Annotated in this window: 12 protein-coding genes and 2 riboswitches; of the genes, 11 read left to right on the forward strand and 1 reads right to left on the reverse strand. The window is 68.9% G+C overall.

What is annotated here, in order from left to right; genetic code table 11:
- Positions 1-32 precede the first annotated feature (32 nt).
- The 7 genes from AC1VV3_RS12785 to paoC all read left to right on the forward strand — a co-directional run bounded on the left by AC1VV3_RS12785 (position 33) and on the right by paoC (position 9,099).
- On the forward strand, positions 33-689 hold the full coding sequence (locus AC1VV3_RS12785) for a transcriptional regulator (protein WP_465128015.1): 657 nt from the start codon (positions 33-35) through the stop codon (positions 687-689).
- 121 nt (positions 690-810) lie between these two features.
- Entirely contained in the window at positions 811-3,105 is a 2,295-nt protein-coding gene (locus AC1VV3_RS12790; RefSeq protein WP_465128016.1) for a TonB-dependent receptor, read from the forward strand.
- A complete protein-coding gene (locus tag AC1VV3_RS12795; protein ID WP_132268556.1) occupies positions 3,099-3,665 on the forward strand; it encodes a hypothetical protein in 567 nt (188 codons plus the stop codon). Before AC1VV3_RS12790 ends, AC1VV3_RS12795 begins: the two co-directional genes overlap by 7 nt.
- Complete coding sequence (locus tag AC1VV3_RS12800; RefSeq protein WP_465128017.1) at positions 3,662-5,140, forward strand: PepSY-associated TM helix domain-containing protein; 1,479 nt, start codon at positions 3,662-3,664, stop codon at positions 5,138-5,140. Before AC1VV3_RS12795 ends, AC1VV3_RS12800 begins: the two co-directional genes overlap by 4 nt.
- A 151-nt stretch (positions 5,141-5,291) precedes the next feature.
- Entirely contained in the window at positions 5,292-5,957 is a 666-nt protein-coding gene (gene paoA, locus AC1VV3_RS12805) for an aldehyde dehydrogenase iron-sulfur subunit PaoA (protein ID WP_134094022.1), read from the forward strand.
- On the forward strand, positions 5,954-6,904 hold the full coding sequence (locus tag AC1VV3_RS12810) for an FAD binding domain-containing protein (protein WP_465128018.1): 951 nt from the start codon (positions 5,954-5,956) through the stop codon (positions 6,902-6,904). The genes paoA and AC1VV3_RS12810 overlap by 4 nt, the downstream gene beginning before the upstream one ends.
- A complete protein-coding gene (gene paoC / locus AC1VV3_RS12815; RefSeq protein ID WP_465128019.1) occupies positions 6,901-9,099 on the forward strand; it encodes an aldehyde oxidoreductase molybdenum-binding subunit PaoC in 2,199 nt (732 codons plus the stop codon). Before AC1VV3_RS12810 ends, paoC begins: the two co-directional genes overlap by 4 nt.
- On the opposite strand, the gene AC1VV3_RS12820 is transcribed toward paoC, so the two are convergent.
- Positions 9,089-10,411 (reverse strand): cobyrinic acid a,c-diamide synthase CobB, encoded by a 1,323-nt coding sequence (locus AC1VV3_RS12820; protein ID WP_465128020.1) that lies wholly within the window; start codon positions 10,409-10,411, stop codon positions 9,089-9,091. The two genes, paoC and AC1VV3_RS12820, sit on opposite strands and share 11 nt — an antisense overlap.
- 173 nt (positions 10,412-10,584) lie before the next feature.
- Positions 10,585-10,808, reverse strand: a riboswitch (cobalamin riboswitch).
- Positions 10,809-10,887: 79 nt separating this feature from the next.
- A riboswitch (cobalamin riboswitch) is annotated at positions 10,888-11,078 on the forward strand.
- A gap of 173 nt (positions 11,079-11,251) precedes the next feature.
- On the opposite strand from AC1VV3_RS12820, the gene AC1VV3_RS12825 reads away from it, so the two are divergent.
- Genes AC1VV3_RS12825 through AC1VV3_RS12840 form a run of 4 tightly spaced genes read left to right on the forward strand, consistent with a single transcriptional unit; the run spans position 11,252 to position 15,211 of the window.
- The gene (locus AC1VV3_RS12825; protein ID WP_465128021.1) at positions 11,252-13,201 is read left to right on the forward strand and encodes a TonB-dependent receptor plug domain-containing protein; all 1,950 of its coding nucleotides are present in this window, start codon (positions 11,252-11,254) and stop codon (positions 13,199-13,201) included.
- Positions 13,201-13,608, forward strand: coding sequence for a DUF1636 domain-containing protein (locus AC1VV3_RS12830; RefSeq protein ID WP_132268566.1), 408 nt, complete (start codon positions 13,201-13,203; stop codon positions 13,606-13,608). The genes AC1VV3_RS12825 and AC1VV3_RS12830 overlap by 1 nt, the downstream gene beginning before the upstream one ends.
- Positions 13,605-14,633 carry a nicotinate-nucleotide--dimethylbenzimidazole phosphoribosyltransferase gene (gene cobT / locus AC1VV3_RS12835; RefSeq protein ID WP_465128022.1) on the forward strand — a complete coding sequence of 343 codons (1,029 nt, stop codon included), beginning with the start codon at positions 13,605-13,607 and terminating at the stop codon, positions 14,631-14,633. The genes AC1VV3_RS12830 and cobT overlap by 4 nt, the downstream gene beginning before the upstream one ends.
- On the forward strand, positions 14,630-15,211 hold the full coding sequence (locus tag AC1VV3_RS12840) for a histidine phosphatase family protein (RefSeq protein WP_465128023.1): 582 nt from the start codon (positions 14,630-14,632) through the stop codon (positions 15,209-15,211). The genes cobT and AC1VV3_RS12840 overlap by 4 nt, the downstream gene beginning before the upstream one ends.

The following is a 15,211-nucleotide window of genomic DNA, read 5'->3' on the forward strand; positions in this document are numbered from 1 at the left end:
TGTCGCCGGGACGCCGCAGGGGAACCAACCTGGTGGCACGCACGACCGAAACCTTGCGGGAACGCATTTTCGCCTGCGAAGACGGCGCCTTGCTCGGCTCGCTTCACCAGCTGGCCCGCGCGTTGGGAGTGGGCATCGTCACGCTGCAGCAGGCTGCGCGGGTGCTGGAACATGAGGGCCTGCTGGAAGTGCGGCGCGGCCCGGGCGGGGGCTATTACGGCACGCGGCCCGACGACGCGGCGCTGGAGCGCGCCATGGTTTCCTACATGCGGATGAACCCGGCGGGTTACGAGGAGGCGCTCGACATGACCTCCCTGCTGTTCACCGAACTGGCGACGGCGGCCGCGCGATGCACCGACCAGGCCCTGCGGGACCGGCTGGCGGGGCTGGGGGAACGCGCGGCCGCCTTCCGCTCGATGGCGGAATTCGGGGCATTCGAGCTGGAGTTCCAGGAGCTGCTGTTCCAGATGGTCCGCAGGCCCTTGTTCGAAATGCTGACGCGCGTGACCCTGCACTATGCCTCGACCCGGGCCTCCCCGGTGGTCGAATCGTTCGGCGCGGGTGTCGGGCTCTGGCGGGCGGGGCGGCTGCGGATCATCGCGGCTATCCTGGACAACGACCCCGATCTCACCCGCTTCGAGGCAAACCGCCAGAACCGGGAAGTGGTGATGGCCAGTCTGCGCATCTGAGCGGGCCGGGGCCGAAGCAGGAAGGACACGCTATCGGATTTACGGTCACGGCTATTGAGAATGCGATTGACTCGCAATATCGAGGAAATCTATGTCGCCGCCTGAGGAAACAGGGGGTTTCATGTTCAGATTTTCCGTATTGCTTACGGGCGTTGCCGCTGCCGCGCTCGCCGTTCCCGTCCAGGCGCAGCAGGGCGTGCCCGGCGATCCCGCGGCGGGGACTACCACCAGCCCGGACGATATCATCGTCACCGGCGAGAAAAGCGCACGCACGCTTCAGGAAACGCCGACCAGCATCGCGGTCATCACGCCCGAGCGGATCGAGCGGGAAAACCTGATCACCATCCAGGACGTCTACAACCGCACCGCCAATCTGGCCGAGACTTACGGTTCGTCCGGCTTCACCATTCGCGGCATCAGCAATACCGGCGTGGGCGCGGGCGGGCAGGCGGATACGGCCAGTGTCTACGTCGACGGCGCGCCGATTCCCAAGTGGGCGCTCTATGGCGGCCCGACCGACATGTGGGACGTGCAGCAAGTGGAAGTGCTGCGCGGGCCGCAATCGACCATCCAGGGCCTCAATGCCCTGGCCGGCGGCATCGTCATCACCAGCAAGGACCCGTCGCTGGACCGCTGGACCGGCGACGCGCGCGTGCTCTGGAGCGAGCATGACGACCGCACCTTCTCGGCGGCCGTGGGCGGGCCGATCGTCCGCGACGAACTGGGCCTGCGCCTCTCGGCCGAGCGCCGCGCCGATCGCGGACTGATCCGCAACGTCACCCGCGGCGGTTATGACGATGAACTCAAGTCGCTGAACCTGCGCGGCAAGCTCAAGTGGATGCCGAGCGCCATTCCCGGTCTCGAAGCGGTGGCCAGCTACAACCGCGTGCGGCGCGACGGCGGCTACCTCTACGAATATGCCCGGACCGACGTGCCGGACTATTACGACCACCGCATCTCCACGGGCGACCAGCCCAGCCGCGGCAAGATCGACAGCGATCTGGCGGTCTTCAACATCAGCTATCCGCTGACCGACAGTCTCAAGCTGTCGAGCGTGACCTCCTGGAATCGTTCGAAGGTCCATTCGGTGATCGATACCGACGGCACGCCCGAGGACATCCAGGCGATCGACAATCGCTATCTCTACAAGACGCTGACGCAGGAGTTGCGCCTCAATTACGAGAGCGACTGGCTGAGCGGCCTGCTCGGCGCCTGGTATTATCGCCGCACCGGCGCAATCGACCAGAACAGCCGCGTCAACATCGCCACTCCCACGGCAACGATCGCGGGTCTGCTGCAATCGCGCGGCTTCAACGCCGCGACCTCGCAGTTCATCGCCAATGCCTACAGCGCCCAGCTTCCCGTGATCCCGGTGGCCTACAGCGCCGAGCAGCCCGAGAAGGTCGAGACCATGGCCCTGTTCGGCGATGCCCGCTTCAAGCTGGCGGACCGGCTGACGCTGATCGGCGGTTTCCGTTTCGATCACGAGCGCAACCGCTATGCGGCCGAGACCGTCGCCGCCTTCAACGGCACGCTGCCGGACGTGAACTTCATGGGCACGGCCTACGCGCCGGTCATCTCGGTCATCAACCAGGGCGTGCTCGGCCTCGTGTCCGACGCGTCTTCGCCGCTTGCGTCGAACAGCCGCACGTTCAATGCCTTCCTGCCCAAGGCGGGGATCAGCATGGACTGGACGCCGGACCTCACCACCGCCTTCACCGTGCAGCGGGCCTATCGCTCGGGCGGGTCGAGCCAGAACCCGGCCCGCGCCGAACTGATCCCCTACGATCCCGAATATAGCTGGAACTACGAGGCCTCGCTGCGCTCCAAGTGGCTGGACGGGCGGCTGACCTTCAACGCCAATCTGTTCTACATGGAGTGGAAGGACCAGCAGGTCACCGCCTACTTCGGGCTCAACGCCTACGACTACAACACGGTCAACGCCGCCGGATCGCACCTCTACGGCTTCGAGGTGGAGGCGAATGCAAACGTGGCGAAGGGCGTCGACCTCTATGCCTCGATCGGCCACGTTCGCACCAAGTTCGACGATTTCACCCTGCCTACGGGCGCGACGAGCACGGTGGACCTTCAGGGCACGCAGTTCCCCTATGCGCCGCGCTGGACGCTCTCGGGCGGCGCCAATGCGCAGTTCGGCGGCGGGTTCACGGCCAACGTCAATGCCAATTACCGCACTTCGGTCTATACCGGCGTCGGCCAGGACCAGTCGCAATACAAGGTCTCGGCCCGCACCCTGGTGAACGGCAAGCTCGGCTACGAGACGGAGAACTGGTCGCTGTTCCTCTTCGCGCGCAACATCTTCGACGAGAAGTACAAGCAGTACGAATATGCGGCGATCCATCAGGCGATCCTGGGCGAGCCGCAGACCTTCGGGCTGGGCGCGGGAGTGCATTGGTGATCTGGCCGGCCAGCCTCCTGCTGCTTGCGGGAGGTGCGCTCGGCGCCTTCCTGCTGCGGCGCTCGTGGCTGCGGCGTGACGGTTCGGCCCTGGGCATGATTGCCGGGGGCTGGGTCGTTCTGCTGGGGCTGCTGCTGGCCGCGGCGTTCCTGGTCGGGCCGGTGAAGGGCCTCGCGCTCGGGCTGGTCATGGAGGGGATCGGCGCGCTGGCGGTGGTCTGGCTGGGCCGCGTGCGGCGCAAGGCCGCGCGCCTGCGCGAGATGGAAGCGGCGCCCGAGCCGCTGGACGAGCCCGGGCGCTTGTGGCGCGGCGTGCTGCGGACCCTGCTGGCCGGCCCTCTGGGGATGACCGCCGCGATGGCGGTCGCCTTCTGCGTCACCGTCTACCTGCCGGGCGACCCGCGCACCCGCATCGTGATCGGCGGATTGCTGATGCCGGTGCTCTGGGGCCTCGCCATGACCTGGACCCTGGCCGACCGCCGCATCCTGCGCGCGACCGCCGTGCTGGTCGCCACCAGCGTAGTCGGCTTCGGCCTGGCCCATCTGGGAGCGTCGGCATGAGCAATACCCGCAAGAAACAATGGCGCTGGCCGCTTTCGCCCGAAACGGTGCGTTCGGTGCTCAGCAGCCATTCGATCCTGGGCCTCGCCTTCGCGGCGGTGATCTACCTCGTCTGCGTGACCGGCACGGTGGCTGTCTTCGCGCCCGATCTCGAACGCTGGGAAGTGCCCGCCACCCCGGTCGCGCGCAGCCTGAGCGATGCCGCCGCTGCCCGCGCCATTGCCGAAGGCGCGCAGCACGCGCCTGCCGATACCGCCCTTTACCTCGCCCTGCCCACGACTGCGAAGGAGGGCGCGTCGCTGGTTGCTTTCAGCCCGACTTTCGAGCGCAAGTGGGCCGTGGCCGAGGACGGCTCGCTGTCGGACCTCGAAGCCGGCTGGACCGATTTCCTGATCCACCTCCACGTCAACCTGCACTTGCCGCGTAGCTGGGGCGAATTCATCGTCGGGCTGACCGGGGTGGCGCTGCTGTCCTCGCTGGTTTCCGGGATCCTCGCCCATCCGCGCGTGCTGCGCGATGCCTTCCACTTGCGGCTCGGCGGTTCGCGCCGGTTGCAGGAGGCGGACTTGCACAACCGCCTGGGGATCTGGGCGCTGCCGTTCCACTTCACGCTGGCGCTGACCGGGGCGCTGCTCGGCCTCAGCACCATCATCGTCGCGGTGCTCGCCCTGCTGCTCTATCCGGAGGGCGGGATGAAGAAGGTCTACGAACTCTTCCTGGATGCGCCGCCGCCGGTCGATACGCGGGCGGTGCCGATGCCCGATATCGCGGCTCTCATCGCGCAGGCCCGCGCCCGGGCGCCGGATGCCGCGCCGCAGAACGTCATGGTCGAGCGCGCGGGCCGCGCCGACATGCGCGTCACCGTGCTCAGCGGCCGCGCGAAGCTGCTGGTCCAGCAGGACGAGACCCGGTTCGACGCGGCGGGCAAGGTGGTGGCCGACGAACACCCCGAAGACTTCGTGACCGGCACCCGCGTGCTCGGCGGCATCGGCCAGGTCCATTTCGGCTGGTATGGCGGACTGGCCGTGCGGCTTGCCTATGGATTGCTGGGCATCGCGCTGTGCGTGGTGACTTCCAGCGGCGTGACCATCTGGCTCGCCCGTCGCCGCGACCGGGGCCGCCCCGCACCGCAGTGGGAGCGGATCTGGGCGGCGGTGTGCTGGGGGCAGCCGGTCGTGCTCTGCCTCACCGCGCTGCTGGCACGGTTTGCGCCCGAAGCGTCCCTGCCTGCCGCCTGGCTCGCCTTCACCGTGCTTTCGATCCTGGCTTCGGCGCTGGCGAAGACGGTTCCCGGCCCCCGGCTGGCGCGTGCCTGGCGCTGGGCCCTGACGGCGTTGCTGGCGATCCTGGCCTTCATCCACGGAGCGGCGGCGCTGCCGCAAGGCGGCGCGGTCCTGATCGACGCCATCTTGCTGGCCGGCAGCGCGGGCCTGCTCGCCTCGCTCCTGCGCGGAAGGACCAGGACCGCCGCCTGAGAAATCCATCGTCCCGGCCCTGATCCGGGAACGCTCTTTGATGAGCCTCGTTCATGACGGCATGTGATTTCACACAGTGCCGGAATCCGTCGCCGTGCGTTATCGTACCCGATGGACGGAAACTGCCGTCCTGGTGCGACAAGGACGGGCAATGAGCGAAACGGCGGATTTCGAGGTATCGCGGCGCGCGGTCCTGGCAGGCAGCGCGGCGAGCGTGGGGCTGACCGTGGTGCCCACGATGGCGGAAGGACAGGCTCCCATGGCGCGCAAGCCCCCGACGATGGCCGTTTCGTTCAAGGTCAACGAAAAGGCGCAGGCCTTGATGGTCGATACGCGCACCACGCTGCTGGACGCCTTGCGCGATCACCTGGGCCTGATGGGCACCAAGAAGGGCTGCGATCACGGTCAGTGCGGGGCCTGCACGGTGCTCGTGAACGGTACGCGGATCAATTCCTGCCTCAGCCTTGCGGTCATGCACGAAGGCGATGCCGTCACCACAATCGAGGGTCTCGGTACTCCGGAAGACCTGCATCCGATGCAGGCGGCCTTCGTGAAGCATGACGGCTTCCAGTGCGGCTATTGCACGCCGGGCCAGATCTGCTCGGCCGTCGCGGTGCTGGAAGAGATCAGGGCGGGTATTCCCAGCCATGTTCAGGAGGACGTCGGCGGCGCTCCCGAGATGACGGTTCTGGAAATGCGCGAGCGGATGAGCGGCAATATCTGCCGCTGCGGCGCCTATTCGAACATTGCCGAAGCGATGGCGGAAGTGGCGGGCGTCAAGCTTGCCGAGACTCACGGCGCGGAGATCGAGGCATGAAGGCTTTCACATACGAGCGCGCCAGGACGCCGGCCGCTGCCGCCGCCGCAGTCGCGGGGCACAAGGGCGCCAAGTTCATCGCCGGGGGCACCAACCTGCTCGACCTGATGAAGCTGGAGATCGAGACGCCGACGCATCTTGTGGACGTGCAGGATCTCGGCCTCGACCGCATCGAGGAGACGCCGGAAGGCGGGCTGCGCATCGGTACGCTGGTCAGCAACACCGCGCTGGCCGCGGACAAGCGCGTGCGGCGCGATTACGGCGTGCTCACGCGCGCCATCGTCGCAGGCGCCTCGGGCCAGCTGCGCAACAAGGCGACGACCGGCGGCAACCTGCTGCAGCGCACCCGCTGTCCTTATTTCTACGACACCAACCAGGCCTGCAACAAGCGCAAGCCCGGCTCCGGCTGTGCGGCGATCGGTGGTTTCAGCCGCCAGCTCGGCGTGGTCGGCACGAGCGAGGCCTGCATCGCCACGCACCCCAGCGACATGGCGGTCGCCCTGCGCGTGCTGGATGCCGCGGTGGAGACGGTCGATGCCCAGGGCAAGACGCGCAGCGTGCCGGTGGGCGAATTCCACCGCCTGCCGGGCGATACGCCGCACCTGGAGAACGTGCTCCGGCCGGGCGAGCTGATCACGGCCATCACTCTGCCCAAGCCGCCGGGCGGACGGCATGTCTATCACAAGGTGCGCGACCGGGCCTCCTACGCCTTCGCGCTCGTTTCCGTGGCGGCGGTGCTGAACGAGGATGGCAGCGGACGAGTGGCCTTCGGCGGCGTCGCGCCGCGGCCCTGGCGGGTCGAAGCCGCCGACGCGCAGCTGCGCAATGGCGCGGGCGCCGTGACGCGCACGGCTTTCGCAGACGCGCGGCCGACCCATGAGAATGCCTTCAAGGTCACTCTGGCGGAGCGCACGCTGGCGGCGATCATCCAGGAGAACCGGGCATGAAGTTCGATACGCCTGCGGGCTCCAATCCCATCGACGCCATGAAAGTGATCGGCCAGGCGGTCGACCGCGTGGACGGCAAGCTCAAGACCACGGGGCAGGCCCCCTATGCTTACGAGCACAAGGACGTGCCGGCCAGGCCGGCCTACGGGTATGTGATCGGTGCCGGGATCGCCAAGGGGCGGGTCACGGCGATGAACACGGCCGAAGCCAAGCGCATGCCCGGCGTGCTCGCGGTGGTCAGCGCCGAAAATGCACAGCCGCTCGGCAAGGGCAGCATGAACACGGCCAAGCTGCTGGGCGGTCCCGCTGTCGACCATTACCATCAGGCGCTGGCGGTGGTCGTGGCCGAGAGCTTCGAGCAGGCGCGCAATGCCGCCAACGCGGTGCGGATCGAATACGAGCGCGGTAACGGCCGTTTCGATCTCGCCAAGGCGAAGCCCGGCGCGCAGCCGCTGACGGGCAGCGATGCCGACACCCATACCGGGGATTTCGAGGGCGCCTTCGCCTCGGCCGCGGTGCAGCTCGACCAGACTTACACCACGCCCGACCAGAACCACGCGATGATGGAGCCTTTCGCCACCATCGCCTGGTGGGAAGAGGATGCGCTCTCGGTCTGGACGTCCAACCAGATGATCGCCTGGAACAAGAAGGAGCTGGCCGCCACCTTCAAGCTGCCGCCCGAGAAAGTCCATGTCCGCTCGCCCTTCATCGGCGGCGGTTTCGGGGGCAAGCTGTTCCTGCGCGCCGATGCGGTGATGGCGGCGCTGGGCGCGAAGGCCTGCGGCAGGCCGGTGAAGATCGCGATGCCGCGGCCGCTGATGCTCAACAACGCCACGCACCGCCCGGCCACGATCCAGCGCATCCGCATCGGCACCGGCAAGGACGGGCGCATCACCGCGATCGGCCATGAAAGCTGGTCCGGCGACCTTCCCGGCGGCGGCCCGGAATCGGCGACGCAGCAGACCAAGTTGCTCTATGCCGGCGCCAATCGCCTCACTGCCCTGCGGCTGGCCGAACTGGACCTGCCCGAAGCCAATGCCATGCGCGCACCCGGCGAAGCGCCCGGCCTCATGGCGCTGGAGATCGCCATCGACGAAGTGGCCGAGAAGCTGGGCATGGACCCGGTGCGGTTCCGCGTGCTCAACGATACGCAAGTCGATCCCGAGCATCCCGAGCGGCCCTTCTCGCAGCGCAACCTCGTGCGATGCCTGGAGGACGGTGCAAAGCGCTTCGGCTGGGAACGCCGCCAGACGCGTCCGGGCAAGATGCGCGACGGGCGCTGGCTGATCGGCATGGGCGTGGCGGCGGCGTTCCGCAACAACATCAACATGACATCGGCCGCCCGCGTGCGGCTGTCGAGCGACGGCGTGGTCACGGTGGAGACCGACATGACCGACATCGGCACCGGCTCCTACACCATCATCGCCCAGACCGCGGCGGAGATGATGGGCCTGCCGGTGGAGAACGTGCGCGTGAAGCTGGGCGATTCCTCGTTCCCGGCCTCGGCAGGCTCCGGCGGGCAATGGGGCGCCAACAGCTCCACGTCGGGCGTCTATGCGGCTTGCGTGAAGCTGCGCGAAGCCGCGGCGCAGCGGCTCGGCATGGATCCGGCCACCGCGGAATTCGCCGATGGCGAAGTGCGCGCGGGTAACCGCTCCGCCGCCCTGGCCGAGGCGGCGAAGTCTGGCGAGATCGTTGCCGAAGAGACGATGCAGTGGGGCGATCTGGGCAAGAAGTTCCAGCAGTCGACCTTCGGTGCGCACTTTGTGGAAGCGGCCGTGGACGCCTATACCGGCGAGACGCGGGTGCGACGCATGCTGGCGGTCTGCGCGGCCGGACGTATCCTCAATCCCAAGACGGCGCGCAGCCAGGTCATCGGCGCCATGACCATGGGCGTGGGCGGCGCGCTGATGGAGGAACTGGCGGTCGACAAGCGCTTCGGGTTCTTCGTCAATCACGACCTTGCCGGGTACGAAGTGCCGGTCCACGCCGACATTCCGCACCAGGACGTGGTTTTCCTCGACGAGGCGGACGACAAGGTCTCGCCGATGAAGGCCAAGGGCGTGGGCGAACTCGGGCTCTGCGGCGTCGGCGCGGCCGTGGCCAACGCGGTCTACAACGCCACGGGGGTGCGCGTGCGGGACTATCCGCTCACGCTGGACAAGCACCTTGCGAAACTGCCGGCTATCGCCTGAATCCCAGGTCGGCGGTTTGGCAGGTCAGCAGGTCGGCGATCAATTCCGGCGCCGAGGGGAAGTAGAAGTGCATGTAGCTGGCCGTGAGCGGTCCGTGGCGGAACAGGCGTTCGCCCGGCCGCCCGTCCGGCGTGACGGCGCTGACGGTGGGCAAAAGGGACGTTTCCAGCCGCGAATAGTGGAACGTGTGGCCCCGCGCGACATGACCGCCCAGTTCCATCTCCTGCATGCCCAGCGCTGCCAGCCGCCCTTGCATCACGGCCCGCGCAGGCAGCAGGCCGAGCAGGGCGGCACTGGCGCCGTCGGTGCTTTCGAGCCTCTCGGAGGCGTAAAGCATGCCGCCGCATTCGGCCAGGATCGGCCGCCCCGCCTGGAAGTGGGCGCGGATCGCCGCGATCATCGGGCGATTGGCGGAAAGAGCGTCCAGATGCAGCTCGGGATAGCCCCCGGGTAGCCACAAGCCGTCGCAAGGGGGCAGCACGGCATCGCGCAGCGGCGAGAAGAAGGCGAGCCGCGCCCCGGCCCGTTCCAGAAATGCGAGGTTGGCGGGATAGATGAAGCCGAAGGCCTCGTCGCGGGCAATGGCGATGCGGCGGCCTGACAGCGCGGAGGGCGGCGCTTCGGCGGCTTCCGGGGCGGGGAAGGGCACCGGCTCGGGCAGCCAGAGCGCGGTTTCCGGCAGACTGTCGGCGGCGCGGTCTATGCGCGCCTCGATATCCGCCACCTCCCCGGCCTGCACCAGTCCGAGGTGCCGTTCGGGCAGGCCGAGCCCGGCATCGCGCCGCAGGGTGCCAAGCCATTCCACCCCGCCCGGCATGCCGCGCTCCAGCAGTTCGGCATGGCGCGCGCTGCCGACGCGGTTGGCCAGCACGGCGGCCAGGGTCACGTCCGCGCGGTAGGTGGAAAGGCCGTGGACCAGCGCACCGAACGTCTGCGCCATCGAGGCGCCGTCGATCACCGCCATGACCGGCAGACCGAACAGGCGGGCGATGTCGGCGGAGGAGGGGGTGCCGTCGAACAGGCCCATTGCCCCTTCGACAAGGATCAGGTCGGCGTCCCGCGCGGCCTCGTGCAGCAAGGCGCGGCATTCCCGCTCTCCGCACATGAACAGGTCGAGCTGGTGGACGGGCGCGCCGCTGGCCCTTTCCAGCACCATCGGGTCCAGGAAGTCCGGCCCGCACTTGAACACCCGCACTTTGCGCCCGGCGCGGCGGTGGCGGCGGGCCAGCGCGGCGGTGACGAGGGTCTTGCCCTGTCCCGACGAGGGCGCGGTGACCAGCAGGGCGGGGCAGGCCGTCATGCGGGCAGGCACGAATATCGTCCGGACGGAGCGGTATCCGAAAGGCGGAAGGGGCAGGGCGGCATGGCGGTTCGATCCTCCTGGGCGCAAGTACGGCTTGTCGTCTCGCGAAAGACCGGGTCCGCGGGGAGCAGCGCTCCGCATCGGGCATGGCCCCCGTCCGCCCGGTACATCCCGCCCGCGCGAAGGATCGACGGCTGGGGGCCGGTTTCCTGACTTCCTGGGCCCGATTTCTCGGAATCGGCGCGCCTTCCGCCGCCTTCTCGGCACCGCGCGGTGCCAATGGCGTGCTGGCGGGGCGCATCCCCGGTTACAGTTGCGGGAGCAGTGCCGGATTCCAGCGGGATTACCCCTCTGGCCCGGACTTCCCGATTAAGCCCTTGCGGGCCCCCCTGGCCCGGCGGGCCTATGGCACTTCGCCAGAGAGCGCAAGCGCGGGCAGGACACGCGCAAGCGCCGGGCTCTTGCACGCGGCACCCCACCGGGATAGGGGCGCTCCAGCGACAGGTTCCCCGCAAGGGGATCAAAAGGGAACGCGGGTGAATGCCCGGGCTGCCCCTGCAACTGTAAGCGGCGAGCCGTGCGGCCAATTCGCCATTGGGGGTGCAAGTCCCTGAGAAGGCGGCCGAAACGGCACTGACCCGTGAGCCAGGAGACCTGCCTGACGCCGTCGTTCTTCGACCGGACAGGGTGAGCCGGGCGAACGGGGCCATTCCTCGCGCAACGACAGCCATTGCCGTGCCGGCACGCGCCGCGCGGGAGGGGGCGTCGTCCGCTGCATGGGCGGCAGAGGCCCTGCCTTTCGCATGCGTGCCGACCCGGCCGGGTCGATGCTCGTGCGAAGGACATGCCGTGAACTGCCGAATTCCCGCCGCCAGCCCCCTGGCTCTCGCGCTAGCCCTTGCAGGGGCGCTGCACCCGCTCGCGGCCCTGGCCGAGGAGGCCGATGCAGTGCCTCTGGACGAACGCATCGTGGTCACCGTCCTGCGCACGCCCGTTGCGGCCGACCGGGTGGCCGATACCGTCACCGTGCTCGACGAGGCGCAGATCGTTGCGGCCCAGCCGATCGCGCTGACCGATGTGCTGCTGCGCACGCCCGGCATCAGCATGTCGCGCAACGGCGGTTATGGCACCACCACGTCGCTGCGCATTCGCGGTGCCGATGCCGGGCAGACGGTGATGGTGATCGACGGGATGCGCCTGTCGGACGCCTCATCGACGGCGGGAGGCTATGGCTTTGCCAATTTCCTGGTCGACGATGCCGATCGCGTCGAGATCCTGCGCGGTCCGCAATCGATCCTCTGGGGCAGCGATGCCATCGGCGGTGTCGTCAACGTCCGCACCCGCCGCGCGGCCGCGCCGCTGGAAGGCAGCTTCGCGGTGGAAGCAGGAACCCATGACACCGTCTCGGCCCGCGTGGGTCTTGGCGGCACCTCCGAGGCCGTCGACTGGCGCATTGCCGCCTCGCGCTTCGCCACGGACGGCATCTCCGCGCGCGCGAATGGCACGGAGGACGACGGCTACCGGCGCAGCGCGGCCAGCGGCACGATGACTTACCGCGTCGCGCCTGGCATCTCGCTGGATCTGCGCGGCTACTGGTCGGATTCCCGGAACGCGTTCGACGGTACCTCCGGCGACTCCCTGGCCTATGGGTGGACGCGCGAATGGTCGGGCTATGCCGGGGTGAACTTCGCGCTGCTGGACGGCCGGCTGGCGAACCGCGTGGCCGTGCTCCAGACCGAGACCGACCGCGAGAACTTCGACCCCGCACGGCAAGTCCGCCAACTGACGTTCGACGCCCATGGCCGCGTGCGCCGTTTCGAGTACCAGGGCACCTACACGTTCAGCGAGGCCATCCAGGCCGTGTTCGGCGCCGAGCGCGAGGAACAGCGGATGACCACCGCCTCGCCCGCGAACAGCACCGCGGCTTATGCCCTCGTGCCCAGCCGGGCGAATACCGAGAGCGTCTACGGCGAACTGCGCGTGACCCCGCTCACCGGGCTGACGCTCAATGGCGGCGCGCGCTACGATCACCAGTCGCGCTTCGGCGGCAACACGGTGTTCAGCGCGGGCGCGGTCTACACCCCCAATGGCGGCGCCACGATACTGCGTGCCAGTTATGACGAGGGTTTCAAGGCGCCCTCGCTCTATCAGCTGTTCAGCATGTACGGCGTGGCCGATCTCAAGCCGGAGAAGGCGAAAGGCTGGGAACTGGGCGCCGAGCAGGGCTTCGGCGAAGCCTTACGCCTGTCGGCGACCTGGTTCGAGCGCGATACCGACAACCTGATCGACTTTGCCTACTGCCCCACCAGCGGCACCCTGCCGGACATCTGCTACGTTCCCGGCACGGGCACCTCGCGCTTCGGCTACTATGCCAACGTCAAGGCCAGCCATGCCCGCGGGCTGGAACTCGCCGCGTCGGCCACATGGGGCGTCCTCTTCGCCCAGGGCAACTACAGCTGGATCGCGGCAGAGGATCGCACGCAAGGCAGCGGCACTTACGGCCGCCAGCTCCAGCGCGTGCCGCGTCATCTCGCCAATGCCGAGCTGGGCGTGGCGCTGCCGCAGGGCCTGCGCGCCAGCCTGGCCGCGCGCTATTCGGGTGAAAGCTTCAATGCGGCGACCGGCACCGCCACGCTGGACGACTACTGGCTGGTGGATGTGCGCGCGCAGTGGCAGGTCATGGAAGGCCTGATTCTTCAAGGACGTATCGAAAACGTGGGCGATCAGAAGTACGAAACCGTGAGCGGCTACGGCACGCTTGGCCGCACCGTCTATTTCGGACTGAGGAGCCGGTTCTGATGCTGCTTCCAGTCGAACCCGGCCCGTCCGTGGTCGTGTGCAACACCTGCCGCCATTCCGCCGAAGTCCGCGAGGACGAGGACGGTCGGCGCGGCGGTGCGGTCCTGGCAGAGGCCATGCGCGCGGCGCAGGCTGCCGATCCCGCGCTCCAGGGCGTGGCGGTGCAGGAAATGCCCTGCCTCTTCGCCTGCCAGCGCCATTGCACCGTGGCGATCCGGGCGCCGGGCAAGCTGGGCTATGTGCTCGGCGATTTCGCACCCGATGCGGAGGCGGCCCGCGCGATCCTCGAATATGCGGTGCGCCATGCCGCCAGCGAGGAGGGGCAGGTGCCCTATCGCGAGTGGCCGCAGGGCGTGAAGGGCCACTTCATCACCCGCACCCCGCCGGAAGGGTACCTGGGCACATGATCCGCTTCGAGAACCGCGCCGCTTTCGCCGCCGCCCTGGCCGACCTGCCCGGACCGGACGCGCCCGCGCTGGCCGCCGCGCGTGCGCGCCAGGCGTCGCTCACCAAGCCTGCGGGCTCGCTCGGGCGGCTGGAGGACATCGCCGTGTTCATGGCCGGCTGGCAGGGGCGCACCCGGCCACGGGCCGAGCGGATCCGCGCCGTGGTCTTCGCGGGCAATCACGGGGTCGCGGCGCGCGGGGTGAGCGCCTATCCGAGCGAAGTCACGGCGCAGATGGTCGCCAATTTCGAGGCCGGCGGCGCGGCGATCAATGCGCTGACGACAGCCTGCGGGGCGGCGCTCTCGGTCGTCCCGCTCGATCTCGACCGCCCGACCGGAGACATTACGCGAGAGCCCGCTCTCAGCGAGGCCGAGTGCCTCGAAGCTCTCGATCGCGGTGCCGCCGCGGTGTCGGCGGACAGCGATCTGTTCTTCGTGGGCGAAATGGGGATCGGCAATACCACCCCGGCGGCCGCGCTGGCGGCGCAGGTCTTCGGCGGGGCTGCGGCCGACTGGGTAGGGCGCGGCACCGGGCTCGACGATGCCGGCGTGGCGCGCAAGGCCCAGGCGGTGACGGCGGCGCTCGCCCTGCACGGCGCGGCCTGCGAGGATGCTTTCGAGACCCTGCGCCGCCTTGGCGGGCGTGAGATCGCGGCCATGGCGGGCGCCGTGCTGGCAGCGCGGCACTTGCGGGTGCCGGTCCTGCTGGACGGGTTCATCACTTGCGCGGCCATGGCGCCGCTGTTCGCCGGCAATCGCGATGTCCTGGCCCACTGCCTTGCCGCGCACTGTTCGGCCGAAGCGGGCCATGCGCGCCTGCTCGATCGCTTCGGGCTGGACCCGCTGCTCCACCTTGGCATGCGGCTGGGCGAGGGATCCGGCGCGGCGGTGGCGGCACAGATCGTGCGTTCGGCCCTGGCCGCGCATGACGGCATGGCGACTTTTGCCGAGGCGGCAGTGGCATCCTCCGTGTCCGGGGCATCATGAGCGGCATCCTCGTCCACCTGATGCGCCACGGGGCGCCTTACGAGCCGGGCCTGCTGCTGGGCCACCGGGACGATGCGCCGACCCCGGTAGGCATCGCCCGCTGCGTGTCGCGCAGCGCGGCCCTGGCGTTCGAGCGGGTGATTTCCTCGGACTTGCGCCGCTCCAGCATTCCGGCCGCGCAGATCGCGGCCATGCGCCGCCTGTCGCACAGCCTTGACCCGCGGTGGCGGGAGATCGATTTCGGCGCCTGGGACGGCATGGCGCCGCATCAGCTCGATCCGGCCGTGCAGGCGCGGTTCTGGGACGATCCCGAGGCTTTCGCCCCGCCGGGAGGCGAGCGCTGGTCGCAGCTCTGCGCCCGCGTGGGAGAGGCCGTGGCGGGTATCGACAGGGCCAGTCTCATCCTCACGCACGGGGGGGCGATGCGCGCTGCGCTCTCGGTCCTGTTCGGGTTCGACCACCGCCAGGTCTGGGCTTTCGAACTCCCTTATGGCGCGCTGGTGAGCTTGCGCATCTGGCCGGGCGAGGGCCTGCCTGCCGCGCAGATCCTCTCGCTCGACAGTAGCAAGGCAGGATGA

The organism is Novosphingobium sp. BL-S-34, from assembly GCF_056857015.1.